The 24,331-nt window shown below is 62.8% G+C and carries 18 protein-coding genes and 1 pseudogene; 7 read left to right on the plus strand and 12 right to left on the minus strand.

All coding sequences use genetic code 11. The features are described 5' to 3' along the window. Positions 1-8: 8 nt before the first annotated feature. Positions 9-1,874, plus strand: coding sequence for a glycosyltransferase (locus tag HMPREF1531_RS14085; protein WP_016668644.1), 1,866 nt, complete (start codon positions 9-11; stop codon positions 1,872-1,874). Between the two features lie 175 nt (positions 1,875-2,049). Here the strand turns inward: HMPREF1531_RS14085 and HMPREF1531_RS04095 are convergent, their stop codons facing one another. Next, positions 2,050-3,918 (minus strand): DUF2207 domain-containing protein, encoded by a 1,869-nt coding sequence (locus tag HMPREF1531_RS04095; RefSeq protein WP_016668645.1) that lies wholly within the window; start codon positions 3,916-3,918, stop codon positions 2,050-2,052. Between the two features lie 202 nt (positions 3,919-4,120). Between HMPREF1531_RS04095 and HMPREF1531_RS04100 the strand changes: the two genes are divergently transcribed. After that, a complete protein-coding gene (locus HMPREF1531_RS04100; RefSeq protein WP_016668646.1) occupies positions 4,121-6,157 on the plus strand; it encodes an acyltransferase family protein in 2,037 nt (678 codons plus the stop codon). 292 nt (positions 6,158-6,449) lie between these two features. Here the strand turns inward: HMPREF1531_RS04100 and HMPREF1531_RS04105 are convergent, their stop codons facing one another. The 5 genes from HMPREF1531_RS04105 to glf are packed head-to-tail and all read right to left on the minus strand — an operon-like array spanning position 6,450 to position 13,317. Then, positions 6,450-8,465: a DUF6541 family protein gene (locus HMPREF1531_RS04105; protein WP_016668647.1), complete on the minus strand. Its 2,016-nt coding sequence runs from the start codon at positions 8,463-8,465 to the stop codon at positions 6,450-6,452. 9 nt (positions 8,466-8,474) lie between these two features. Then, a complete protein-coding gene (locus HMPREF1531_RS04110; RefSeq protein ID WP_016668648.1) occupies positions 8,475-9,221 on the minus strand; it encodes an ABC transporter ATP-binding protein in 747 nt (248 codons plus the stop codon). Further along, positions 9,221-10,108 (minus strand): ABC transporter permease, encoded by an 888-nt coding sequence (locus tag HMPREF1531_RS04115; protein ID WP_016668649.1) that lies wholly within the window; start codon positions 10,106-10,108, stop codon positions 9,221-9,223. The genes HMPREF1531_RS04110 and HMPREF1531_RS04115 overlap by 1 nt, the downstream gene beginning before the upstream one ends. Continuing rightward, complete coding sequence (locus HMPREF1531_RS04120; protein ID WP_016668650.1) at positions 10,109-12,124, minus strand: glycosyltransferase; 2,016 nt, start codon at positions 12,122-12,124, stop codon at positions 10,109-10,111. A gap of 5 nt (positions 12,125-12,129) precedes the next feature. Continuing rightward, positions 12,130-13,317 (minus strand): UDP-galactopyranose mutase, encoded by a 1,188-nt coding sequence (gene glf / locus HMPREF1531_RS04125; RefSeq protein WP_016668651.1) that lies wholly within the window; start codon positions 13,315-13,317, stop codon positions 12,130-12,132. A gap of 383 nt (positions 13,318-13,700) precedes the next feature. Between glf and HMPREF1531_RS04135 the strand changes: the two genes are divergently transcribed. From HMPREF1531_RS04135 to HMPREF1531_RS04155, 4 genes and pseudogenes are all read left to right on the plus strand, one after another. After that, positions 13,701-15,092: an LGFP repeat-containing protein gene (locus HMPREF1531_RS04135; protein ID WP_016668652.1), complete on the plus strand. Its 1,392-nt coding sequence runs from the start codon at positions 13,701-13,703 to the stop codon at positions 15,090-15,092. 815 nt (positions 15,093-15,907) lie between these two features. Next, positions 15,908-16,465: a type IV toxin-antitoxin system AbiEi family antitoxin domain-containing protein gene (locus HMPREF1531_RS04145; RefSeq protein WP_016668653.1), complete on the plus strand. Its 558-nt coding sequence runs from the start codon at positions 15,908-15,910 to the stop codon at positions 16,463-16,465. Next, positions 16,462-17,317 (plus strand): annotated as a pseudogene (locus tag HMPREF1531_RS14355) (nucleotidyl transferase AbiEii/AbiGii toxin family protein). Before HMPREF1531_RS04145 ends, HMPREF1531_RS14355 begins: the two are co-directional and overlap by 4 nt. A gap of 106 nt (positions 17,318-17,423) precedes the next feature. After that, a complete protein-coding gene (locus tag HMPREF1531_RS04155) occupies positions 17,424-18,725 on the plus strand; it encodes a hypothetical protein (protein WP_051123329.1) in 1,302 nt (433 codons plus the stop codon). Positions 18,726-18,757: 32 nt separating this feature from the next. Here the strand turns inward: HMPREF1531_RS04155 and HMPREF1531_RS12800 are convergent, their stop codons facing one another. The 4 genes from HMPREF1531_RS12800 to HMPREF1531_RS04175 all read right to left on the minus strand — a co-directional run bounded on the left by HMPREF1531_RS12800 (position 18,758) and on the right by HMPREF1531_RS04175 (position 21,796). After that, positions 18,758-19,735 (minus strand): glycosyltransferase family 2 protein, encoded by a 978-nt coding sequence (locus HMPREF1531_RS12800; RefSeq protein WP_016668657.1) that lies wholly within the window; start codon positions 19,733-19,735, stop codon positions 18,758-18,760. 69 nt (positions 19,736-19,804) lie between these two features. Next, complete coding sequence (locus HMPREF1531_RS04165; protein ID WP_016668658.1) at positions 19,805-20,686, minus strand: glycosyltransferase family 2 protein; 882 nt, start codon at positions 20,684-20,686, stop codon at positions 19,805-19,807. A gap of 32 nt (positions 20,687-20,718) precedes the next feature. Next, a complete protein-coding gene (locus HMPREF1531_RS04170; protein WP_016668659.1) occupies positions 20,719-21,117 on the minus strand; it encodes a DUF2304 domain-containing protein in 399 nt (132 codons plus the stop codon). Between the two features lies 1 nt (position 21,118). After that, on the minus strand, positions 21,119-21,796 hold the full coding sequence (locus HMPREF1531_RS04175) for a glycosyltransferase family 2 protein (RefSeq protein ID WP_016668660.1): 678 nt from the start codon (positions 21,794-21,796) through the stop codon (positions 21,119-21,121). Between the two features lie 165 nt (positions 21,797-21,961). Here HMPREF1531_RS04175 and galE point away from each other — a divergent pair, with 165 nt between their 5' ends. Further along, positions 21,962-22,945: a UDP-glucose 4-epimerase GalE gene (gene galE / locus HMPREF1531_RS04180; RefSeq protein ID WP_016668661.1), complete on the plus strand. Its 984-nt coding sequence runs from the start codon at positions 21,962-21,964 to the stop codon at positions 22,943-22,945. A gap of 90 nt (positions 22,946-23,035) precedes the next feature. On the opposite strand, the gene HMPREF1531_RS04185 is transcribed toward galE, so the two are convergent. Continuing rightward, positions 23,036-23,569: a GtrA family protein gene (locus HMPREF1531_RS04185; RefSeq protein ID WP_016668662.1), complete on the minus strand. Its 534-nt coding sequence runs from the start codon at positions 23,567-23,569 to the stop codon at positions 23,036-23,038. 2 nt (positions 23,570-23,571) lie between these two features. After that, complete coding sequence (locus HMPREF1531_RS04190; RefSeq protein ID WP_016668663.1) at positions 23,572-24,297, minus strand: glycosyltransferase family 2 protein; 726 nt, start codon at positions 24,295-24,297, stop codon at positions 23,572-23,574. Positions 24,298-24,331 lie beyond the last annotated feature (34 nt).

Here is a 24,331-nt window from a genome sequence, read left to right on the forward strand (position 1 = left end):
CTCGGACAATGAGCATCGACGTCGCCGCCGTGGTCGTCACCTTCAACCGGCTGGACCTCCTCAAGCGACTCGTTGAGCGGCTGCGCGGCATCGATAGCCTGGATCGCATCCTGATCGTCGACAATGCCTCGACCGACGGCACCGGGCAGTGGTTGGCCACCCTCACCGATGAGCATCTGTCGTTCCGGGTGCTGCCCCGCAATCTGGGTGGGGCCGGTGGTTTCGCGGAGGGGTTGAACTGGGCCCATGACCTCGGCGCACAGCTGGCCTGGATGATGGACGACGACGGCATTCCCACCCCGCATTGTCTGGACCAGCTCCTGGAACATCGCGGCGCCTTCGATTTCTGGGGCCCGGCGGTGCTCGCTGAACAACGCCCGCAGGAGTTGTGCTTCCCCATCCGGCTGCCCGGAACCACCACGATCGCCCGGAACCTGGAGCAACTGGAGAAGGTCTCCCACGATGGGATCGTCAACGACGTGGTGATCCCATTCAACGGGGTATTGGTCACCCGGGAGCTGGTGGACCGGATCGGTACGGTGCGCGCGGAATTCTTCATCTGGGGCGATGATGTCGAGTACCTGTGGCGTGCCCGGGCAGCCGGGGCGCGAGTCGCGACCGTTGTAGGAGCCCATTTCTTGCATCCAGCCACCGACGATCTGGGCACCCCGATGATGCGGGGGCTGACCACTTACAACCATTCACCTTCCGACCTGAAGCACTACTGCATGGCCCGCAACAACACGGTGAACCTGCTCACTCACCACGGATGGTTGCACGCAGCGGCCTTCTGGGCGAAGACCGCCTGGTTCTACACCTTCGTGCGGCCCAGTGCGCGGCGCATTGCGCTCAGTGCGCAGGCCATCATCGACGGTTTGCGTCGCGACTTCGGTGGACACGAGCGTTTCTTGTCATCAGCCGGTACTCCCGGCAGCCGGGCCGCCGGGGCAGTGCAGCTGGGTGATGCCACCAATGACCGGGTGGCCGTGGTGATCGTCACCTACCAGCGGGCAGAACTGCTCGACGAGCTGCTCACCGCGCTGGCCGCCCAGACCCGGCCTGCCGACACCATCTACGTCGTCGACAACTCCCCAGACGATGCGAGCCTCGCCGTTTTGGCACGGCACACAGAGCTTCCTCTGGTGGTGGACCACACTGGGGAAAACCTGGGCGGAGCGGGTGGTTTCCACCGCGGCCTCAAGGCGGCCCACCGCGACGGCCATGACCGGGTGTGGATGATGGATGACGACGTCGTCCCGGACTCGGGTGCCCTGGCCGCGCTGCTGGCCGACGGCGGTCCGCTGCTGGCCTGTGTGCGGGAGAACCGGGCGGGTGAGCTGGTGGAAAAGGCCGCGGTCGAATTCGACCTGCGTAATCCGGTCCATCTACGGCCCAAGCGGGCGACGATCGACTCGATATATTCCACCCGGGAGTCGATGCCCGAGCGGGTCCCGGTGGATAATGCGGCCTTCGAGGGATTCATGGTGCACCGTCAGGTGATCGAGGAGATTGGCTACCCCGATCCGAGCTATTTCATTTTCTACGACGATTGTGACTACGCCATTCGTGCCCGCAAGGCGGGTTATCAGCTGTACATGGTGCGCGATTCCGCACTGGTACGCCAGTTCGAATTCGTCCAGGATCAGGACCTGTCGAGCTGGAAGGGCTTCTACATGTACCGCAACCTGTTCGCGGTGCACTTCCGTTACGGGGAGAATCTGGCGGTGAAGCTGAAACCCTTCGTCATCACCGCCGGTGTGGTGGCGCTTTCTCCGCTGCGCAACGGTATGGCCGAGGCGAAGAACGTGCTCAAGGCCCTTCGCGACGCGCTCCGCATCCGGAAGCTGGACCCGCGGGCGCGCATCCAGAGTTGAACGGTGGGTCGCAGTCCACAATCTCCAGTGTCATTCGTCGTGTCTGCCTTCGTGCCGCAGCACCCAGGAACGGCATAAGACATGACGCAGGTGATGGCTGGGCTGGTGAGTGTGCGCGACGAGTCACCAAGAGCCGTTGGCACACCAACCGGCGGGTAGCCCAGGTGAACGCCTCTCACCAGCTGGAGGCACCACCACCGCCTCCGCCACCGCCCGCAGAACCACCGGAGAACCCTCCCCCACCACTGGAGAAGCTTCCCCCGCCACCACCACTGGCGAAATCGGAGCCGGTAGATGTCATATCGGAAACCACCGATACGAGGAACAGACCATTGCGGAAGCTGGACCAGTCACCCATGTACCAGTTGGGCAGGCGGCCCTCGAAGACGTTCAGCGTCGAGCAGATGTTAACCCACCCCTGGGCTTGGCCGACGGCGATCGCCCACGGCAGAAGCTCAGAGAACATGTCTCGGGAGGGATCGAGCACCACCTGATCGGCTTTGCCTGCCCGTAGCCAGTCACGATAGGCCCTGACCTGTGCGGCGGCCGTGCTGCCGGTCGAGGTCAGTTGAGCAGGGTTGGTGTACTTGCGGATAAACAACCCACCGATCACCAAGGGAATCACCAGGCCCAGCAGACCGAACATGACGATGAAAAAGCCTTCTCCCGCAACCTCACCCAAGACACTGAAGAACCCCGTGAACATGAATCCCATGAACGCGAGCGGTACCAGGAGGAGAGCCATCAGTGGGGAAACCCCTCGGACGAATCCCCGGCTGGGTCGTTTGATGAGCCCACGCTCGGCGGCGAGTTGGTTGGCTGCCCCAAGGACCACATTTCCTGCCTGCAGCAGACGGTCCCGGTCCAGGGTGACGACGTCATTTCCCTTGCCCAGGCGGCCTCGGAAGAGAACCTGAATGAATTGTTCCTCCCAAGGGGCCTTCGGCAGGTACGGGTTCACCAGCCGTACCCGGGTGGTGCCGTCGCCCAGCTCATCGCCGATGCTGACGATGCCCCTGACCGCCAGGTCGACCAACTCGGCCGTCAACTCGGGATTGCCTACCTTCCCATCGAGCAGCAATCCGCTGAGTACCACTGGCATCTCTGGAAGGCTCGGCGGCTGCTGATACTGCCCAGATGCGGTGGCATCGTCCGGCCCCGTATCGCTGTCGGGGAGCGGGGGCTCGTCAGCACGTCGACGCTTGGTGATCCGTACCACGACAGCCATCACCGCGGTGGCGACAACCCCTATCACCCCGCCCTTCATCAGGCCCAGCAGCACATCAGGCAGCGGGGCCTTTTCCAGATGGGGCTGGTTGTCGGCCACCAGCCCGGGAGTAATCGCGACGACGATGGTCAATATCTCGCCAGACTTCTTCGTGGTCTGAGTGAACATCGCATCCCTGCCGCTGGTTGAGGCCGAAGTGCAACTCTGCGTTGAACCCACAGGCCCGGTGTAGCAGGCGACCTGCTGGGCGCCCCCGGGCACGCTCACCTCCACCTGTGTCGAATCCACCAGCGGGGTGTCTGATCCCAGCGCATCCCAGTACAGCTCGTCGTGGTCGTCGACGTGCCGCAGTGCCCCTGAGACCACATAGGAAACCGTGTAGGTCGCAGTCGGGGTACTCACCGTGCGCGATGGATCACCGATGCGTACCCGCTTGGTGCAATGCCGCTTGTCGGTCCGGCAACTATCGGTGACCTGGGGCCCTGCGGAAGAGTTCGGTCCGCTCACCTTAATGTCGGTGATCTCATAGACCGCATCCTGGCGTCCCTTGCCGTCCTCGAAAGGTTCCCTGGTCACCAAATCCCGGTTGATGCCGTGGCGCCCCGAGCTGTCGCCGAAACGCCACACCAAGGTCTCACTCACATGCAGCAGGCCCTGTTCATCGACCCGGTAATCGATCCGCCAGGAATCAACCTTATCATCGGGCGTCGCCCTGGCCGGGAGCGCCGTGAGACAACTCGACAAGATCATGAACAGTAAAGCGATGACCCCGACGGGCAACCGGAGCGCAACGCCATGGGAACGGAGGAATGACATCCGAGCCTCCATCAACAGCGGGGTGCGGTCGTTGCGAGTTTACGCCGAACCGCCCGGGCCAGCACCACACCCACAATCCCGGGTCCGGTCATGACCATCGCGGACAGGAGCGTCTCTCCCGCCTGGGAAACCGATGGCAGGATCACGAAGTGCACGGGTTCGTGATAGCGTCGCCCAAGCAATCCCCACAACGAGGAAATCGATGCCGCCAATCTTCTTCAACCGCGAAGCTGCTCGCCGACGAAGTTCTCGGCGGTTCATGCCGGAGATCCAGGCGTTGCGCGCGATCGCCGTCGGGCTGGTCGTCGCCTTCCATTTGTATCCCACTAAGTGGTTTGCTAGCGGCTTCGTTGGGGTCGATGTCTTTTTTGTCATCTCTGGCTACCTGATCACCTCCCACCTGCTCAAGGAGATGGACCGCACCGGTACCGTCCGGTTGACGAATTTCTATGCCCGGCGCATCCGCCGCCTGTTGCCGGCCAGTCTCATGGTGCTTGCCATCTCCTTCGTCGCCAGTGCGATGCTGCTCCCGGAGCGATTCCAACTGGCCACCGCCAGGGAGATCGTGGCGTCGACCTTCTATGTGGAGAACCTATGGCTGGCAAAGAAGGCGATCACCTACTCAGCCTCGAATGACACAGCATCGGCGGTGCAACACTATTGGTCGCTGTCCACCGAAGAGCAGTTCTACATGATCTGGCCCGCCCTGATCCTGCTGGGGCTGTGGGCTGCCCGGCACTGGCTGCGTGGCCACACCGTCAAAACCGTAGCCCTGCTGCTGGTCGTGGTCATGGTGGTCTCCCTGGCCTTCTGCACTTGGCACACCTGGACCGACCAGTCGGCCGCCTATTTCTTCACCCCAACCCGGGTCTGGGAATTTGCCATTGGTGGGCTGACCTCGTTTTTCCTGCGGGTGTGGGCACCCGATCGGACCGGGGCACTCGTGCTTCGCTGGGGTGGGCTGGCAGCGATCCTGGCAGGCGGGATGCTGCTCGGGCAGGTCGCCTTCCCGGGGCTGTGGGCACTATTGCCGACGGTCGGCGCCGCAGCCGTCATCATCGCCGGTGACACCGGCTCCCGGGATCCACTCAGTTGGGTCTCCAATCTCCGCTTCGTGCAGTGGATCGGTGATATCTCCTACGCGGTCTACCTGTGGCACTGGCCTTTCATTGCCCTGCTGCCCTTCGTTCTCGGACCCCTGCACTGGTATCACAAGGCAGGCATTCTGGCCGTCACCTTGTTCCTGTCGCACTTCACCCGCAAATGGGTCGAGATACCGGGCCAGACGCATCCATGGCTGCAGACCTCCAATCGCAAGACCTTCATCGTGACGGCCATCGCGATGGCCCTCATCGCCGGGTCAGCGCTCGCCTATGTCCCAGCCCGCAAGTGGTACCAGGACAGGACCCTGGAACGTCTGGCCGGTGAGCTCGGCCAGGATCCCTGCGTTGGGGCTGGTGCCGCCGCCAACCGGGAGCTGTGTGGGGCCGACCCCTACTCGGCGCCACCCGGCTACGAAGTCTCGGAGACCGACGCACCCTGGGGCATCGCCGATTGCGATGGTGACCCTCGCGTCTGCTGGTCGGGGGAGCGCCCCGCCAAAGTGCTCGCCCTGGTCGGGGATTCCCACGCCGAATCCATGTACCATGCGATCAAAGCGCTGGCCGACGAAGCAGGCTGGGGTGTGGTGTTGTTCTTCGAGGGCGGGTGCCCGGCCACCTATGGTGACTCCGACTCCTTCTACAACCAACCCCGCCCGTCTCAGCAGTGCAAGGATTTCGCCCACCGGGTGACCAACCAGCTACGGGAATTGCAGCCAGACATGGTTGTCACAACGGCTTTCACCGGTTCGGGATTCGTCTCGGAAGCCAATGCGATCGAGGGATTCCACGCCCTGTGGCGGGAATGGACCGAGTTCACAACGGTCACCGTGTTGCGAGACTACCCGTGGACCACCGGCATGAACATGCCCGACTGCCTGGCTTCTCATCCCGGCAACCAGATGGGTTGCGCCACCGACAAGACCACCGCGATGCGTACCGATCTGCAGTACGAGGCTGCGCTGACCGCCGACGACCCGAAGGTCAAGGCCATCGACCTGTCCGACCTATTCTGCGACGACCAGCGCTGCTATCCGGTCATCGGTGGACTTCCGGTCTACTACGACCACGACCACATCACCCGGACCTTCTCCAAGAGCCTGGCGCAGCCGCTGCGCGACCCTCTGGGCCTGGACTAACATCACCGTGATGATTCCTGGCGGCCATACCTGATCCGTGTCTACACTGGAGGCAGGAGGCCGGTGACAAGAGCCCCAGGGGGGCGTTTCCAGCAATGGATAGCCGGTCTCCATCGTTTTCTTCTCAGTCCCACGGGGCATAGCAAGAGCGCTGGATCGGCCGCATCACATCCGGGTACCACCGACATGGTTTCTGATTCATGTCACGCTGCCAAGCCCGCATGCAATAGTCAGCAACTTGTATTCCCCAGGCGCTGCGCGCCCTCACATGCAGCCAGTAACCCCCACAATCTCAGCCGCAGGCGACCACCCGGTACAGGGATGCGTCACCGTGCCGGTCTACCAGTTCGAAACCCGGAGTCGAGGCCAGGTTGCGCCAGCCTGGGTAGTTGATCCGGGTGTTGTTGATCATCTGGCGTTGGCCGAAGTCGAGAACCCACATGGCGCGGCGGGCTCTCAACACCTCACACACCTTGGGATTAGTGGTGATCTCGTTGAGGTCCTGGGTGATCACCCGCTGCTCGGGGGTGGAGGACGACGGAATGTGCTTCTCCAGGACCTGCACCCCGGTGAGCGGGTAGATCATCGAGCTGCCGTTCCACGGGTTCACCACGACCTGCTCACCTTCGGGAATCACCTGTGCCGCGTTCATGATCACCTGATACTCGTCGGCGGTCACCAACGGCGAATCATCCGCGATCTCGTAGCGGTCGCGCACCCATTCGACCATCTTCGCCTGGTTCGGATCGAGCTGGGTTGCCGGAACGATCAGCCCCACCACGACGACGGGAACCCACACGCTCGTCGCCACCCGTTGCAGCCGTCCCCAGCCCAGCAACCATTGCACGACGGTAACCACGGCCAACACCGCCAAAGGCACAGCAGTGACCGGCAGCATCGCGCCCAGCCGGTAGTTGTCGTTGTACCAGGGGCCGACGAACAGGTAGCGCATCGCCCCTTGCAACTGGGCGCCAGCTACTAGCCATAGAAAGACCAAAAGCAGGTGGATGAGGGCGATCACCTTGTACTTCGGGGAACGCCAGGCGATGACCAGCCCAATCAGGGCGAGCCCCGAGCCCAGCAGCGGGATGGTGGCATCCATCGGGGAGATGGTGACCGACTCGATCATGGCGTCGAGCATGCTGCGCTGCGGACCCCAGGTGGCTACCTCGCGGACCGGGCGGATGACCAGGAACAAGCCGATGGCTGCGGCAATCCATACCACGGCGAACCCGATCCGCAACCAACCCAACGGTGCCAGCCGTCCCACATCGATCAGTTCCCGCACCTGTGGGGCGGCCCACGCCGCGATGGCGACGATGCCGACGACGGAGATGACGGTCAGCGCGACGTTGGGATGCACCAACCCGGCACCAATCATGCCGATCACGGCAGTGGTCAGAGCCGCGGCGGGTTGGATACGCGGGCCGGTGCCGAATCCCAGCAAGGACGTCATCAAAGCCAGCAGGCTGGGCAGCAGGCACAGCCCGAGCAGATTCGGGTAGAGCACACCGTAGCCAACGAGCATGTGCGGGAATGCGGCGAAGGCCGGAGCCAACGCCCCGGTCGCCGCGAGAACCAAAGGCTCGTCACGAAATAGCGTCACCGCCAAGGCAATGCAGCCGAAGGCCCACACCACACTGATCGCGACCAGCACCAGCCCGTTCGTCCCAGTCACCACGTCGTCGCTGCCCATCGTGCGCAGGCACAGCGACACCACGTCGTGCCATGCCGACGGGTAGAAGTAACCAGACCCGTCGGTGCTCGTCACACCCATTTTCAGCGATGATCCGTTGCCGGTGTCCAGGATCCAGCGCACCGCGCTGAGGTGGTAGACGTTGTCATAGGTCTGGGAGAACCAGTCGGGAGAACCAATCATCTGTATCCCACGCACCACCATGATGACCGCGGTGACCCCTACACCGGCGACGGTCCACCAGACGGTGGTTCTGGTTGGGGCATCCTCCCCGGGAGCACTCAGCCACGAAATCTTGGTGAGCAGCTTCGTCGCACCGAAAGGGGCATCCTCCCCGGGAGCACTCAGCCACGAAATCTTGGTGAGCAGCTTCGTCGCACCGAAACCGGCCCCCGTGACGATGGCCGTCATGACGAGCATCGGAAGCAATCCCCAGCCAATGCCGAGCAGGTTCGCGGCGATGGCGGCCATCGCCGCGGTCGCGACGCTGCCCAGCGGGGAGAACAGGATCGCAGCACGCAACTGCAGCCCGGATGCCAGACCGATGAGGGTACCCGGAATCACCAGAATGCCGAGCGTCATGAGCGCGAACGGCACAACCTCAATCCACATGACTACCTCTCATCCGTCGAGAGCTCGAAGATAATCGACAGCCTCGTTGATGTCCGCATCAAGGAGCAACTGACCGTTGCGCAACACGATCCCACGCTCGCACACCGTCTTGATCAGGTCTAGATCATGCGAGACCACCATGAGGGTCTGTCCGGAGGCCCGCAATTCGAGCATTTTATCGATACACTTGCGCTGGAAGGGTTCATCGCCCACGGCCAGCACCTCATCGACGAGGAATAGGTCGGGGTTCGAGTGAACCGCGATGGAAAAGGCCAGACGCATGTACATGCCCGAGGAATAGAATTTCACCTCGGTATCGATGAACTTCTCAATGCCGGAGAACTCAACGATGGAATCGAACCGGTCATCGACCTCGGCTTCGTCCAGGCCCAAGATGGCGGCATTCAGGTAGACGTTCTCCCGCCCGGTGAGGTCGGGGTGCATCCCAGCACCCACCTCAATGAGCCCGGCGACCCGGCCACGCACCTGCACGCTGCCCTCATCGGGCAGCAGCACCCCGGAGACCAGTTTGAGGGTGGTGGACTTCCCGGAACCGTTGAACCCGAGCAGAGCGACGGATTCACCCTGGTGGATATCGAAGCTGACGTCATCGAGGGCGTTGAAGGTCTCCGAAAAGTCGCCTTTGCGTCCGGTCGCCAGCCATACAACGTATTCCTTGATGGAGCGGGTGTGCCGCAGGTCGAATGCCTTGGTGACATTCGCCAGCCGGGCCATGAGCAATCGCGAATCGTCCATCACAGCTCCTGGGCGAATTTGCCCTCAAGGCGATGGAAGACCAGTTGACCACACAGCAGCAAGGCGACGCCGATCACCACAGCGATACCGAGCAACATCCCAATACCGCCCGGCATCAGCGAGGCCTGCGAAGTCCCGGGGGCCACGACCCCTTCCAGGGGCACCCAGAAGGCGAAATGAGCCAACTCGACGCTCATTGCCAGCGGATTGGCCAGATAGGCGCCGAACACCCATCCGGGGACCGAACTAGCCACCATCGACCACTGGTAGAACACTGGGGAGACCCAGATGGCCACCATCATGAGCAGCTCGACGAGGTTCTCAGCATCGCGGAAATAGACATTGAAAGCTGCGAACATCAGCCCGAGCCCCAGGGCGAAGATACCGACCAGAACCAGCGCTGCGATCGCTGCGAGGATATTCAGCAGACCCGGGCGCCAGCCCATCAGCAGGGCACCCACGACGAGCACGACGATCTGCGGCACCACATGGACGAAAGCCACCCACAAGCTGGAGACCGGGAACAGCTCCCGAGGCATGTAGATCTTGCCGACCAGTGGGGCGTTGAAGATGATCGACCGGGTGGTGTTGAGCATGATCTCGTTGAAGAAGGAGATCATCACCATGCCAGCAAACAGGTACACGACGTAGCCGGGGATGGACCGCCCCAGCCCCAGGAAGTGACCCATCGCCACGTAGTAGACCCCCAGCTGCACGGCCGGTTTCACATAGCTCCACACCATGCCGAGCACCGAGCCCCGGTAACGGATCCGCAGTTCCTTCTTCACCAGGAGTCTCAGCAGGAACCACCACCGGAACAACTCCAGCAGCCCGGCACTATGGCCGGGCGCACGAAGAGGTTGATCGGCAAGAACTGATGATTGCACCTAGTCGTTCACCTCGGCACGTGCGGAGGCCTGATCGTTCGCGTCGTGGGTGATGCCAAAGGTAGCTTCCCAGGCTTCCAGGGAAGTGATCCGCGGTAATGCCTCGCGATACTCGGCCGCCAGCCGGTCCCAGTTCTGCAGGAGTTTGACATGATTGGAGACCGATTCCCCCATCAGCGCCTTGGTCATTTTTGGCTGGCGCCGGTACCAGCTCAGCCCGGTACCCTCCGCGTTGGAGACCAGAGCCGAATCCCACTGGGCGGTGTTCCACCACTTGTTGTCTTTGTGGGGGATGTGCACTTGGGGGTTCTCGGTGGCGTGTTCGTCCATCGGCAGGAACTGCCGCAGCACCGCGAAACCGCCCTTGAGTATCAGCCGCAGCCTGCTCTCGTTGATCGGCAGGGCCTCGCGGGGATCGTCTTCGTTACGGGCCCGGCGACGCGGTGGCTTCGCGATCTTGGTGGTGCGGATCGGCGGGAAGTTCTCGTATTCCGGCTTGAGCTGGGAATCCGAGTACTCCTTAGCCATGCCGCGCACCTCGGCATTGCGGGTCACCAGCAGGTCGTGTAGTTGGCTGGGCCCGGCGAGCAGGTCGCGCTGACCGAGTAGGCGGCCCTGGATCGTGTAGTACTGCATCGACACCAAGTGCTTGAGATCCTGGGTCTGCGAATAGTAGAGAACCTGGCCGCCCTTGGGTCTACTGGTGTGCAGCATGCAGGTCAGCAGCCGGTTGCGTTCGTGGAAATAGGCCTGCCAGCCGACGAGGTCGTCCTTGTCACCCCAGGCGATGTGCCACACGGCAGAGCCTGGCAAAGAGACCGTCGGGAAGCCATGGTCGCGGGCCCTCAAGCCGTATTCGACGTCGTCCCATTTGATGAAGAGCGGCAATGACAGCCCGACCTCGCGGATCACTCGGGTGGGGATGAGGCACATCCACCAGCCGTTGTAATCAACGTCGATCCTGGTGTGCATCCACCGCGACTCACGCAGACCGTATTTGTTGAAATTGTGCGACAGGTACTGGTCGGCACCAGGCACGGTGGGCTGCCAGGTGTTCGGGTCAACGATCTCCCCGAAGGTATGCAGGGATGTGCGGTTCAGCAGGTCGAACATGTGTCCGCCAACAAGGGTTGGGCTCTTGCACATGTCGGCGAAGGTGGCCAGGCGGATGAACGATTCGGTCTCAATGGAAATGTCGTCGTCAAGCAGCACGACGTAGTCGCTGAGCCCGCGCACGGTGGACTCGTACTGGCCGCGGGCGAAACCACCCGATCCGCCCATGTTGGGTTGTTCGATGACATCAACCAACTCACCTAGGCTGGCCGCTGCCTCGGTATAGCCGGGCTCATCGACGACTTTCTCGGTACCCTGGTCGACGATCAGCACCTGGTCGAGCACACCCAGCAGGTTCGGGTCCTGGCTCATCAAACCCAAGTTGCGCACCACATAGTCAGGCTTGTTATAGGTGGTCGTCGACAAGGTGAGGGTGCCGTGCGGGCGATCGGACTCGGCCACCCACCACTGGGCGGAATCGAGCACCACCTCGGTGGCGGCGATGATCTCAAACCAGTAGAAACCCCCGTCGCCGAAGGTCTGCAGCGGCAGGTCGAAGACCGACTGAATGGCATCACCTGCGATGTCGCGGGTGTCGATGCGCAGCGGCACCCCGCGGGCATTGGTGCGGTAGACGGCGATCTGCCCGGCGCCGGAGGTATTGATCACCAGCCGCACCTCGTTGACGACGGTCCAGCGACGCCAGTAGGAAGCTGCGAAGGCATTGAAATAAGAGCCGAAGCTGACCCTTTCCCCGGCGACGATGCGGAAACTGTCGCGACCGAGAATGTTCTCGGGGCGTAGCTGGACGACGTCGTCGTGGTTCTTGTCGACGTACAACGGCAGGACATCCAAGTCGCCGCCCTGAGGGAAGATGACCCGCGAGGCAATCCGGTACCCCTGTGCGGTGACATGAGAGACATCAGTATCCCACTGCGCAGGGACCGGCATCCGTTCAGTCATGACACTCACGCCTCGGCCCCTCCGCTGGGGAAGGGGGTTCCTTGCTCGAAGAAGGGCTGCAACTTGGTTTCGAAGGTCATCAGCGCCGATGCGATGGCCATGTGCATGTCGAGGTACTTGTAGGTACCCAAGCGCCCGCCGAAGATGACGTGGGGTTCGCCCTCCGCGGCCGCACGGTAGGCGGCCAGCTTCGCGCGGTCGTCGTCGGTGTTGACCGGGTAGTAAGGCTCGTCGTCGCGGGTGGCGAAGCGGGAGTACTCGCGGTGAATGACCGTCTTATCACTCGGGTAGTCACGTTCGGGGTGGAAATGACGGAACTCGTGGATGCGGGTGTAATCGACGTCGAGGTCGGCATAGTTCATCACCGAGGTGCCCTGGAAATCACCAGTGCTGGTGAGCACCTCCTCGGCGAGGTCGATGGTGCGCCACGACAGGTCACCGCTGGAGTAGTCGAAGTAGCGGTCAATGGGGCCGGTGTAGACGACCGGGACCGTGCCGACGACCTTCGACTTCGAGTACTCGTGGGTCTCGTCAAAGAAATCGGTGCCGGTGAGCACCGTGATGTCCGGGGATTCCACCATCCGGGTCAGCCAGGCGCCGTAGCCGTCGGTGGGCAGTCCCTCGTAGGTGTCGTTGAAGTAGCGGTTGTCGTAGGTATAACGCACCGGCAGGCGGGAGACGATGGATGCGGGCAACTCCTCGGGGGCCGTCTGCCACTGCTTGGCGGTGTAGTTCATGAAGAATGCCTCGTACAGCGGGCGCCCAACCAGCTGGATCCCTTTCTCCACGAAATTCTCCGGTTCCTTGTCACCGAGTTCCTGAGATTGCTCCTTGACCAGGGCGCGGGCCGCGTCGGGACCCATCGCGGCGCCGAAGAACTGGTTAATTGTGCCCAGGTTCACCGGCATTGGGTAGACGACTCCCTTGTGGGTGGTGTACACGCGGTGCCGGTAGCCGGTGAAGCTGGTGAACCGGTTGACGTAGTCCCAGACCTTCTTGTTGGAGGTGTGGAACAGATGGGCACCATAGCGGTGTACCTCGATGCCGGTGGTCGGTTCGAATTCCGACCAGGCATTGCCACCGATGTGGCTGCGGCGTTCCACAATGACGACCTTGCGGCCCATGTTGGCGACTCGTTCAGCGATGGTCAGACCGAACAGCCCGGATCCCACCACTACCAGATCTGCGTCCACGATTCTCCTCGGCGAAAAGACGGGCACCCTCACCTGGAGTGCTTCCGAAAGCCTACCCGGCCCGGGCCGTCGCTCGCTGCCATCATCGGCGTGATTCGGCGAGCCCCCACGCCACAAGGGAGCTTTGCGTGCAGGATGGAAGGAACTGAACGTGAATGACTTGACGGGGAGGTCGTTCGTGCGGGGTTTCGGGGACCGGTCACGCCGTGTGCGGCTGTGCCTGCACGGCCATGGGGCACCGGATACAAGCACTCCTCATCATTTGGAACACCACCCCACCAGCATCAGGTTCTGTTGCCCGCCGAGGCCACTAGGGTGGCGCCGGCGGCAACCGGGGCCTTCCTGGCCCCGTATCAATCCTCGCGACCGATGAAGGTGCAGATATGAACAAAGTAATGTCACCCCTTGTGGCACTGCTCATGGTCTTGGGCGCCCTGGGGTTCGTCGAACTCGGGTCACCGGCCCGGGCACAAGCAGACTATTCTCCTGGCACACCCATGGATTCCGCATGGCGACAATACGGCGGGCTCAACGGCCCTGGTCGATCGGTGGGCGGCTATGTGTGCGGCTTGCGTGGCGGATGGTGCTACCAGGGCTTCGAGAATGGTTTCCTATACCAAGCTCCGAACGGGCACACATCGTGGGTCAAATCCCCGGTCTACGAGCAATGGGCCCAGCGTGATCTGGAGCACGGCTGGCTCGGTTTCCCGTTGGGAATGTTCCGGGAACAGGATCGAGGCTGGCACTACCAGGATTTCGAGGGTGGGGAACTGTTGCAGAAGCCCGATGGCGCCTGGGTGGAATCCAAGGGCGGAATCCGTTCCGCCTGGGCAGCCGAGGGCTACCAGACTGGCCCCGTCGGTTACCCGGTAGACAATGAGGTGCCGCTGCCCGAGGGCGGGGCGTACCAACTCTATGAGAATGGACGCATCACCTGGGATCCAGACATCGGGGCATACACCCTATATGGACCGATCCTGATGTCGTGGCTCAACTGGGGAGCAGATGCCAGCTGGTTGGGCCTCCCGATCTCCGCCAACCAAGAGCAGTACCGTGGCTGGCGGTTCCAGGATTTCGAGCAGGGCGCACTGCTGCTGTCACCGAACGGTCAGGTATACGAGTCGTACGGGCCGATTCGCGAAGCTTGGGCCGCGAGCGGCTGGGCTCCTGGCCCACTGGGCTACCCGGTCAGCGGCATCGCGTGGTTGGATGAGGAAGCCGAAGCCTCTTACCAGCTCTACGAGAATGGACGCATCATGTCGTATGAGCAGGATGACGTAGGGACTCATGCCATGTACGGTCCGATTCTCGCCGAGTGGTCGGCACGCAACTACGAGCACGGCATTCTCGGTTATCCGACCAGCGAGGTTAACTGGCAGTACCGCGGCTGGCGCTACCAGGACTTCATGGGCGGCGCACTGCTGCTGTCACCGAACGGGCAGGTGTACGAGTCCATCGGGGATTCCCGGATGGCTTGGGAGCGCAGCGGCTGGGGTAACGGCCCTCTGGGCTACCCGACGAGCAACGTCATCGAGCTGAGCGACGCGGCCTCTTACCAGCTCTACGAGACGGGGCGGATCATGACCAACCCTGCCGGTGACACCTTCTTCATGTATGGCAAGCTGCTGGATGCCTGGGTCGCCCAGGATTACGAGCGAGGCTCCTTGGGGTACCCGACCAGCGACGTCACCTGCGACGCGTCGGGATGCACCCAGGACTTCGAGGGTGGCACCTTGGTCGCCGACCCTGCGGGGAATGTAACCAAGCGTCCGTGACGAGTTGACCGGATCACTTGATGTGATCCTTGGTTGTCCACGAGTGCTGCGAGCGGCGAAGGTCGCTCGCAGCACTTTTTCACCGGCCAGGACGCGCAACCCCTTGGCTAAGGCGGATCAATAGCGTGTCGGCGCGAGAGTTACGTCCGCCTCACCACAGCCACACGAAACGGCTCGCCCAGTTGCAGGAACGACTGATCTTTTCTGGGCGTCCAGTTCCTGGCCTGACAGCCCACCAGGCCAAAGGCTGCGAGTGGCAGGTCGTCGGACTCCACCTGAAACCCGAGGAGCAGGAAGCCTTGGCCGCCGGCCTCGACAGCACTCGAGACCTGCACCGCAAAATCTACGTTGCCTGCACCCGTGCACGTGAACGCACCGTAGAGCTCATGCCCCAACCGAGACCTGCATCCCGAGCATCTAAGCGGCGAAAGGATCACGCGAGCACCAACTAAACGCAACCCGCGCCTGGCCCGCTAGACACCGAACACGAGGGCACAGCGACAACGGCGCATCCGTGCGCCTCAACTGTCATGATCATCACTCGATGCCCGGGATCGCGACCGGAAGCCCACCACGTCCAGAACTGGCTCAGCAAGGGCGAATAGACCGACACCGTATCCCCGGTGAGCCCACAAGCTACATCTCGTCCCATTAGTACCGACATCCCACACGATTCACACCCCAGAACCAAAACCGCCCTGTCGACTTATAGGGACGCGTTTTGTTTCTCTGCACTTCGGCACCGGAGTGGAATGAAACGTCATCAGCTACTAGCATCTGTAGACATTCCGTACCGACCGAGTTGAGGTGCGACTATGAAACCAATCACCCCATCAACCGCTGACCGCGCCGGACTGTCCCGCACCGGCCTCTACCGGGCAGCCTGCGCCGGCGACCTGACCCGAGTCGCACGTGGCATCTACCTCCCTGCAGACACGCCGACCATGGACTGGGACATGGTCGAAGCTGCGACCCGGCGATCCGACGCAACGATCTGCCTCACTTCTGCGCTCGCCCACCATGACTTGACCGACGCCGTTCCCGACACTCTTGATGTCGCAATCCCTCGTGGCGGGCGCCACCCCGCAACCGAGCACGCGATCACCTGGCACCAGTTCGATGCCGCCACCTTCGACCTCGGTCGCGACGAGATCTTCGTCGAAGGCACAGATCTGTCGATCGGGCTCTACTCCCCCGAACGCTGCATCGCGGACGCGTTCCGCCTGCGTGGCCAGCTCGGCTACGAGACCGCACGAGATGCCCTCAAGGAATGGCTGCGCCGCAGCGGGAAACCTAGCACCCTGATGCAGATCGCCCTGCAGCTCCCCCGAGCCAAGGCTCCGATCCTTCACGCCCTGGAGACACTGTCATGACGCGCGGCGAAGAAGTCTTCACTATCCTCCAATCCAAGGCTCGATCCACGGCGAGTAAAACCGCAAGACCGACACCTACCCAGGAATACCTGGTTCGCCATCTACTCGAGTCCTTTTTGGACCGCCTCGTCCGCAGTGAACATGGAGATGACTTCGTGCTCAAAGGCGGAATTTTGCTCGCCGCTAACGGCGTTCGTCGCCCCACCAAGGACGCCGATGCGAACGTGATCAACGCCGACGTTACTCCCGAACATCTCACATTCGTCGTGACCCAACTCGCCAAGGTGCCATCCGATGACGGCGTCACCTTCGACATCAACAGCATCAGCGTCCAAGAGATTCGAGAACGCGCCGGTTACCGGCGGATACCGGGTACGCGTGAACGCATGCATCGGGCCATGGAAGGGTACTTCGGCATGGGATGTTTCCACAGGAGATCCCATCATTCCAGAACCTTGCATCGTTTCAATCGACCGAGTACTCGGCGAGCCGTTGCAGCTACTGGGATACGCGGCCGAGACAACCATTGCTGAGAAAGCCGTCACCATCCTGGAGCGCGGCATCACCAGCACCAGATGGCGCGACTACGTCGATATCGTCCAACTCTGCCGTCATGGTTTCAACCCTCACGAACTGCGGCGATCCGCCGAAGCCGTCGCCCGCTACCGTGGCGTGGCCCTCGAACCTGTCAGCCCTCATTTGAAGGGCTACGGCGCCATTGAGCAGGCTAAGTGGGCCGCTTGGCGGCGCAAAGAGCGTCTCGAAGAGGTCTGTGAAGCCCAGCTCAATGATCAGGTCACCCTCGTCGCCCGCTTCATTGACCCCGTTTTCACTTCCACGCCCAGTGATTAACCGCCAAAGCCAAGGCCACATGTCTTCCACTCTCGCGTCGGCAGATTCATCTGAAAGTGATGCCTTAGCCGAAGCGAATACGAAACACACCACTAGACTCCCCCGCGTGAGTGATGAATCCAGCGCCCTGCGCGACGACGACTCCGGGACCCCACCTGCTTCGGCGGGACAAACCACGGCCATCCTGGTGGCCTCGGTCGTCTCGGCGGCCGCCAGCTTGATCATCACCGTCCTCACGGCACGGGTGCTGTCGGTGGACGACAACGCGGAATTCCTCGTCTTCTGGTCGCTGTATTTCGGGATCGTCGGCATCATCGCCGGGGTACAGACCGAGAGCACTCGTGCGGTGACCGCATCGCAGCTGTCCACCGACCGGGGTGCAGGTGCCCGGGTTCAGACAGCCGCGCTCATCCTGGGGTTATCGGTGGGTGCGATCATCGCCGCCACCTCACCGTTGTGGCTAGGGGTTTTCCTCCATCGTAGCTCGCCGTGGGTCGTGCTCGCCGTCGTCGCCGGGGTAGTGCTCAGCGCGGGTCACTTCACCACCCTGGGGGCGCTATCCGGCCAGAAATCCTGGTACACCTTCGCTTGGCTGATCGGCGTGGAGGCGATCGTGCGGCCCATCGGGGCCCTCGTCGCCGGGCTGGTGCTCGCCCGGGCCCTGCTGCCTGTCCAGATCAGCGTGGTGCTACCCGCCGCGGTGTGGATCTTGTTCTGCCTGTTCACCACCTCGGGGCGAGGTTCCTTCGCGGCCCGGGCCGACGTTCCGCTCGGGAAACTGTTGCGCAACAACATCATGACGATGCTGTCGTCGGCCTCCTGGGCGTTGCTCGTCACCGGTTTCCCCGCCCTGCTGCGGGCCACCGGAGGCGACGTGGATTCCGGCGTGCTGGCGGGGACGATCCTCGCAATCACCCTCACCAGGGCACCCATCATGATTCCGCTCCAAGCGGTTCAGGGGGTGGCGATCAACAAATTCACCCACGACCAAGGCCGCAATCTCAAGGTGATCTTCACTTTCATGGCGGGCGTGCTGGGTATCGGTGTCATCGGTGGGATCCTGGCGGGGCTCATCGGGCCGTGGATCATCCGGGCGATCTACGGGTCGGCCTACCAAGTGGCCCCGTTCACCGTCGGTGCGCTCACCGTCGCGGCCGCCGGGATGGGCTGGCTGGTGCTCACCGGTGCCGCCACCCTGGGCATCAGCGCCCACCGGGCCTACACCGGCGGTTGGTTCATCGCGGCCGTCTGCGCCTTCGGTATCGCTGCCCTACCCCTGGACCTGGTGACTCGGGCCATCCTGGCCCTGGGCATCGGCCCGCTGCCAGGGGTTGCCGTACACGTCATCACCTTGGTGCGGCACCGCCGTCGCTTGTCTAGCGGGCAACCGGCGACGGATCTGGGCTGAACCCCGCTGCGTTGCATCGCACTGGGCAGGGCTCAGGCCTCCACCCCGTAGACTCGCGACGCATAGGCGGCGTACAAGGCAGTGTACGGGCCGGGCAGCAGCTTCATCACTCCTGCCGCAAGGCCCAACAGCGGGTGGGTGCGTAGTGTGTCCGCGATCTCATCCCAGCCGAGGGCCCGGATGCATCCCCGGACGTGACCGACGCGTTCCGCGGATGGCTTCGCGGTGATCCCCTGGTGGGCGACCGAGAGCCAAGCGGCGGTCTTTGAGGTGGCCAGGGCGCGCTCGGTGACCGCATCGGTGTGCTCGTCCACCGCCTGACGCAGCAACTCGACCAAGGCGGCGGTCTCCTGCTGGGTGGCAACGTATCCCCACGTCAATGAGGTGGGCGAGACGTAATACCGCACACCGGGCTCGGCCAGGTAACGCACATTGCGGGCTCGGGACAACACCGAGACGGTGAAGACGTTATCCTCGGCCCGCCGGATCGGTGGGAAACGTAGCCCGGTAATCACCTTGGCGCGAAACATCTTGTCCCACACGTAATTGCTCTGTGTCTCGGCAAGAGTGGCCGCAGCCGCAGCGGGCCCAGACATGTTCCCGGTACGTTTGGGGGCCCGCAGTCTTTCAGAACCGTCGGTGGACACGATGAGATGGGCGCAGGCCACGACGTCGGTGCTCTCATCGGTGGCCCCGAGCATCATCTCCAGCCGCTCAGGCAGGTACTCATCATCGGAATCCAGGAAGCTGATCCACTCTCCGCCCGCAGCTTCCAAGCCCACATTGCGCGCCGCTGCCGGGCCCTGATTGGTGACGGTGGACAATACCTTCAGCCTGCCATCGAGCTTGGTGGCAAGGGATTCCAGGATGGCGACGGTGTCGTCGGTGGAGCAATCGTCGATGACGAGCAGTTCCCAGTCATCCGTGGTCTGGGCAGCCACCGATTCGACCGCCCTGGCGATCGTGGCCCGAGCGTTGTGGGCGGCCACGATGACACTCACGCGCGGCATCTCGACTCCTCTCGGCCCGCCGGTAGGCAGCAGCGGTGAACGGAACCATTCACCCGCCCACCGTCGCGGTCATTGGATGACGTGGCGGGCCAGATTGCGCACACCCTCCCAGTTGCCCTTGAGCGCTGCCTTGGGCAGTAGGGTTCCAGCGTGCAGCCTGGAGGACAGATGATTGCGTGCGACGGCCGGAGCCTTCTTCCAGCCCAGTGCTTCCATCTCCTCGGCCATCATCAAGAAGAAGCGACGCTCCTCGTCGAAACGGGTCCCGGTGAGGGCACGCACTGAGGAGTCCGATGCAGAGTGGCGGCGGTACATGAAGGCCACCACGTCGTCGAAGAGCAGGCTGCCATCGCGCATCGCGACATCAAGGGCCAAGGCGAGATCCTGCACGACGTCGAGACCGGTACGGAAACCGATGTCCTTCATCGCCGAGGCCCGCCACCCCAAGGATGGGAAGTACAGCCAGTTGCCACGCAGCAGCGAGGCGGCCAGTTGCTCACCAGTGAGGATGCGCTGGCCCGAACCGCCGGGACGGTAGACGTCCTTGATCTTCTCGGTCAGCCCGTGCACCTGGGCACCGTTCTCATTGATCACCACGACCCCGGGCTGGAAGATATCGGCATCGGGGTGGGCCTCCGCGGCATCCACCAGCCACTGCAGGTAGTTGGGCAGCATGATATCGTCGGCGCCCATCATCACGGCCAAGTCGTTGGTGACTTTCCCGACGGCCTTGCGATAGTTGCCGTTGGCACCCAGGTTCGTCTCGTTACGCTCGTAACTCACCCGTTCGTCGCCCAAGGATTCGAACCATCCGGGGATCGAGTCGTCGGGGTAACCGTCGTCGATGACGATCAGCCGGAAGTCGGTGTAGGTCTGGGTGAGAACGCTGAGAACGGCGCTCTTCATCAGATCGACATCCCCGTAGTAGGGAAACAGGACGTCAACGGTCATGGAAGCTCCTTCGCCTCGGGTAGCTCACAACTCTAGTGCACGGCAGTGGCCGTCTGATCAGGCCCGGCCGACAATCGTTTCCCGGCTTCGGCTGCGTTCTCAGCCTCGGCGATGGCGGTGTGACGGGCCAACTCGGTGAATTTGTGGTCCGTTTGGGCATGGCGGCTCTTAGAGGCCATCGAATGGGAGATGAACACCAGCACCAGCCCGTAGAGCAGCAGGTCGGTGCCACGCCCAACGCCGACCAGTCCGGCCAGCCAGGTGAGCCATCCGGGGAACAGCACCGCCAAGATCGCAGCCACCATGAGCCCGCCGTAGGTGAGACGGCGGATCGCCAAGGAGCGGGCGCCAGGGCGCTGGATGAATAGCACCGCCATGAGGAACAGCAGCACCAGGATCAGCAGCACCTGGATAATGATCTGGTTACCCATGTCACAGACCCCTGTTCAGGAACAGTTCGTCGAGGATGTTGATCGAATTCCACAGCGACTGTCCCTTGGCCATGGAGTATTCGGTGTAAATGATGTGGACCGGCTCTTCGGAATAACGCAGCTTGTGAACTGCGATTTCTTGGAGAATCTCGGAGCCGTGAGCCATGCGGTTCTGCCGGATGTGAATCTTCTCGGCAGCAGTGCGGTTCAGCGCCCGCAGGCCGTTGTGGGTATCGGTGACCTTGAGTTTGGTGGTCATCCGCTCGAAGAGCACCGCGGCCTTCAGCACGATCCGCTTGAGCAGGCCAGCCTCCACCTCAGAATCCAGGAATCGGGAGCCGAGGATCACGTCGAACTCCTCGGTGCGCAGTCGCTGCACCATGCGTTCGGCATCCTCGGTGCGATGCTGGCCGTCGGAATCGAAGGTGACGAAGTAGTTCGCCGCCGGGTCGCCCATTGCGTAGCGGATGCCGGTTTGCAGGGCTGCGCCCTGGCCGAGGTTCACCGGGTGGGTGACCACAACAGCCCCCGCATCGGCGGCGATCTGACCGGAGTCGTCCCGCGAGCCATCGTCCACGCAGACGATCTTGCAGAAGGACTCCCGGGCGTGACGGATGACGTCACCAACCACTTGGCCCTCGTTGTAGAGGGGAACAATCAACCATGTGTCGGGATTCAAGGCATTCCTCGCGTGCAGACGATGTCGGGTCGAGTCTAGCGGGCATCCCGGTCTGCCCGGTACGGCACACTGCGACGGGACGTTCCCAGAGCCTCAGATGACAACACCGATGCGGCACAGCTGACTAGCATCGGGGACAAAGCCATTCGAAGAAAGGACCGCCCAATGACCGTGTGCGTGATCGGAGGCGCTGGTTACATCGGTGCCCACGTCGTTCGCCTGCTGCGTGAGCAGGGCACCCCCGTCGTCGTGATTGATGACCTGTCTAATTCCACCGCTGAGCGGGTCGGCGACGCCACGCTCGTCCAGTTCGACATCGCCGCCGACGGGGCCCTCGGACGGATCACCGAGGTGCTGAAAAACCATGACGTTGATGCGGTCATCCACTTTGCAGCCAAGAAGCAGGTTGGGGAGTCTGTCGCCGAGCCATTGTTCTACTACCAGCAGAACATTGGCGGGCTGGTCAATGTGCTGACCGCGATGCAGGCCGCCGGGGTGGACAAGATGATCTTCTCCTCCTCTGCTGCAACCTACGGTGAACCCGACGTCGCGGTGGTGTCGGAGGATGTGGTGGGGAACCCGATTAACCCCTACGGACGCACCAAGCTGATCGGCGAGTGGATCCTCGCCGACTGCGCCCGCGCCTGGGGGCTGAAGTGGGTGGCACTGCGTTACTTCAACGTCGCTGGTTCCGGCTGGGAGGACCTGGGGGATTCGGTGGTGATGAACCTCATTCCGATGGTCCTCGACCGGCTTGCCAAGAACGAGGCGCCGCGGATCTTCGGCGACGACTACGACACCCCGGACGGCACCTGCATTCGTGACTACGTGCACGTGCGTGACCTTGCCCAGGCCCACATCGAATCCATCGCGGCCCTGGACACCGGCATGACCGAGCATATCTTCAACGTTGGCACCGGCCAGGGCTCCTCGGTCAAGGAGGTTATCGAAGCGATCGGGCGAGTCACCGGGTTGGACACCACGGCGGTGGTCGAGGGGCACAGGGCTGGCGATCCGCCGAAGCTGATCGCCAATGCTGACCGCCTGGAGCGCACCATGGGCTTCCGCTCAACGGCCGGGCTCGACGAGATCGTCGAATCGGCGTGGAAGGCCTGGCAGGCGGGTCCACGTCGTATTGACGTCGGCTGATCCCTTTACGTGGCCGCTGGGCTCCCACGCAGGAGTTCAGCGGTCACGGGTTCCCGTGTATGGCCGTATTGGCACCCGGTGCCCTCACCTTCAGCCCAGGGTGCCGAAGGACCAGAACTTGTTGACCACGAACTGGAACAAGGCGATCAACGGCAAAGTGATCAATTTGGCGATGACCGGGCTCAGCTGCAGGCCTTGGGTCAGCCCGGCAAGCATGGCCGTCGACAGGCCCAAGCCGAGCAATCCGACGGTGAGAAAGCGCATGCCGCGCGCCCAGGCGTGGTCGGTGCGCCCGAAGGTGAACCGGGAGTTCAAGGTGAAGCTCAGGGCGATTCCGGCAAGGATCGAGAGCACATTCGCAGCCACCGGCATCAGCCCGGCGTATGTGACCAGCACGGTGTAGACGCCGAAATCGGTGGCAGCACCCATGCCCCCGAAGATGCCGTATTTGGTCATCTGCTTTGCCAGCCGGATGAACCTGGCGAAGGTGAAGGTGACGTGGGGCTTGGATTCCGTCGCCCCAGGCTGCTCCGGGGAATACTCGCCGCGCACCGGTTCATCGGGGACAGGCGGCATCCCACCGGGAGTGGCGGGCATCGTCACGTCGTCGGGTGGTTCGGACATCGTCACCGGATTCTCGTACCGAACCACTGGCCGACGGCATCGGTGCAGAATCGCAGGAAACGCTTGGTGGGCAACCACCGGCGTCGCTGGCCCCAGGTCGAGCCCTCGGTCGTGACGCCGCGGCGCACACCACACTTCACCGGTATCTCGATTAACGCCAGGCGACGACGACGGGAGAGAACCGACATGAACAGGTTGGGAGTCATCGCATCCTGCGGGATGCGCCCCAGCAGGTCGGCGAGCACATCGGCCCGGTAGACCCGCAGTGGGGTATTCGCGTCCTTGGGCCACATGCCGCACCGCGACGCCACCAGCACCCGGGTGGCAAGGGAGGTCAGCATCCGAAACAGCGGGTCACCACGCTCGAAGCGACTGCCCTCCACCACATCACTTTCGGCGGCCAGCGCGATGTCCACCAAACGGTGCATGTCCCCAACGTCGAACTGACCGTCCCCGTCGACAGCCATCACCATTCTGGTCCCGGCGGCCACACCTGCCTGCAGGGCCTTGATGGTGGTGGGACCGTGGCCCACGTTGACCGGGGAGTCGATCAGTTCCACCCGGGACAACCCGAGGCCCTCCACCACCTCGGCTGTGTCGTCGGTGGATGCGTCGTTGACGACGATGATCCGGACCTCAGGTTCGAAGCGTGTGTCGAGGTCGGTGAGGAAGTCCGCGATGCCATCGGCCTCGTTGTATGCGGGCATGACGATCGTCAGATCAGTCATCGTGGATCCTTCCCGGTTGAACCTAACCACACCA

Origin of the sequence: Propionibacterium sp. oral taxon 192 str. F0372 (genome assembly GCF_000413315.1) — a bacterium.
Taxonomy (GTDB): Bacteria; Actinomycetota; Actinomycetes; order Propionibacteriales; family Propionibacteriaceae; genus Brooklawnia.

Coding starts and splice junctions, on each gene's coding strand:
- HMPREF1531_RS14085 (WP_016668644.1), top strand. CDS start 9: ATGAGCATCGACGTCGCCGCCGTGGTCGTCACCTTCAACCGGCTGGAC.
- HMPREF1531_RS04095 (WP_016668645.1), bottom strand. CDS start 3,918: ATGTCATTCCTCCGTTCCCATGGCGTTGCGCTCCGGTTGCCCGTCGGG.
- HMPREF1531_RS04100 (WP_016668646.1), top strand. CDS start 4,121: ATGCCGCCAATCTTCTTCAACCGCGAAGCTGCTCGCCGACGAAGTTCT.
- HMPREF1531_RS04105 (WP_016668647.1), bottom strand. CDS start 8,465: ATGTGGATTGAGGTTGTGCCGTTCGCGCTCATGACGCTCGGCATTCTG.
- HMPREF1531_RS04110 (WP_016668648.1), bottom strand. CDS start 9,221: ATGGACGATTCGCGATTGCTCATGGCCCGGCTGGCGAATGTCACCAAG.
- HMPREF1531_RS04120 (WP_016668650.1), bottom strand. CDS start 12,124: ATGACTGAACGGATGCCGGTCCCTGCGCAGTGGGATACTGATGTCTCT.
- HMPREF1531_RS04135 (WP_016668652.1), top strand. CDS start 13,701: ATGAACAAAGTAATGTCACCCCTTGTGGCACTGCTCATGGTCTTGGGC.
- HMPREF1531_RS04145 (WP_016668653.1), top strand. CDS start 15,908: ATGAAACCAATCACCCCATCAACCGCTGACCGCGCCGGACTGTCCCGC.
- HMPREF1531_RS12800 (WP_016668657.1), bottom strand. CDS start 19,735: ATGCCGCGCGTGAGTGTCATCGTGGCCGCCCACAACGCTCGGGCCACG.
- HMPREF1531_RS04165 (WP_016668658.1), bottom strand. CDS start 20,686: ATGACCGTTGACGTCCTGTTTCCCTACTACGGGGATGTCGATCTGATG.
- HMPREF1531_RS04170 (WP_016668659.1), bottom strand. CDS start 21,117: ATGGGTAACCAGATCATTATCCAGGTGCTGCTGATCCTGGTGCTGCTG.
- galE (WP_016668661.1), top strand. CDS start 21,962: ATGACCGTGTGCGTGATCGGAGGCGCTGGTTACATCGGTGCCCACGTC.
- HMPREF1531_RS04185 (WP_016668662.1), bottom strand. CDS start 23,569: ATGTCCGAACCACCCGACGACGTGACGATGCCCGCCACTCCCGGTGGG.
- HMPREF1531_RS04190 (WP_016668663.1), bottom strand. CDS start 24,297: ATGACTGATCTGACGATCGTCATGCCCGCATACAACGAGGCCGATGGC.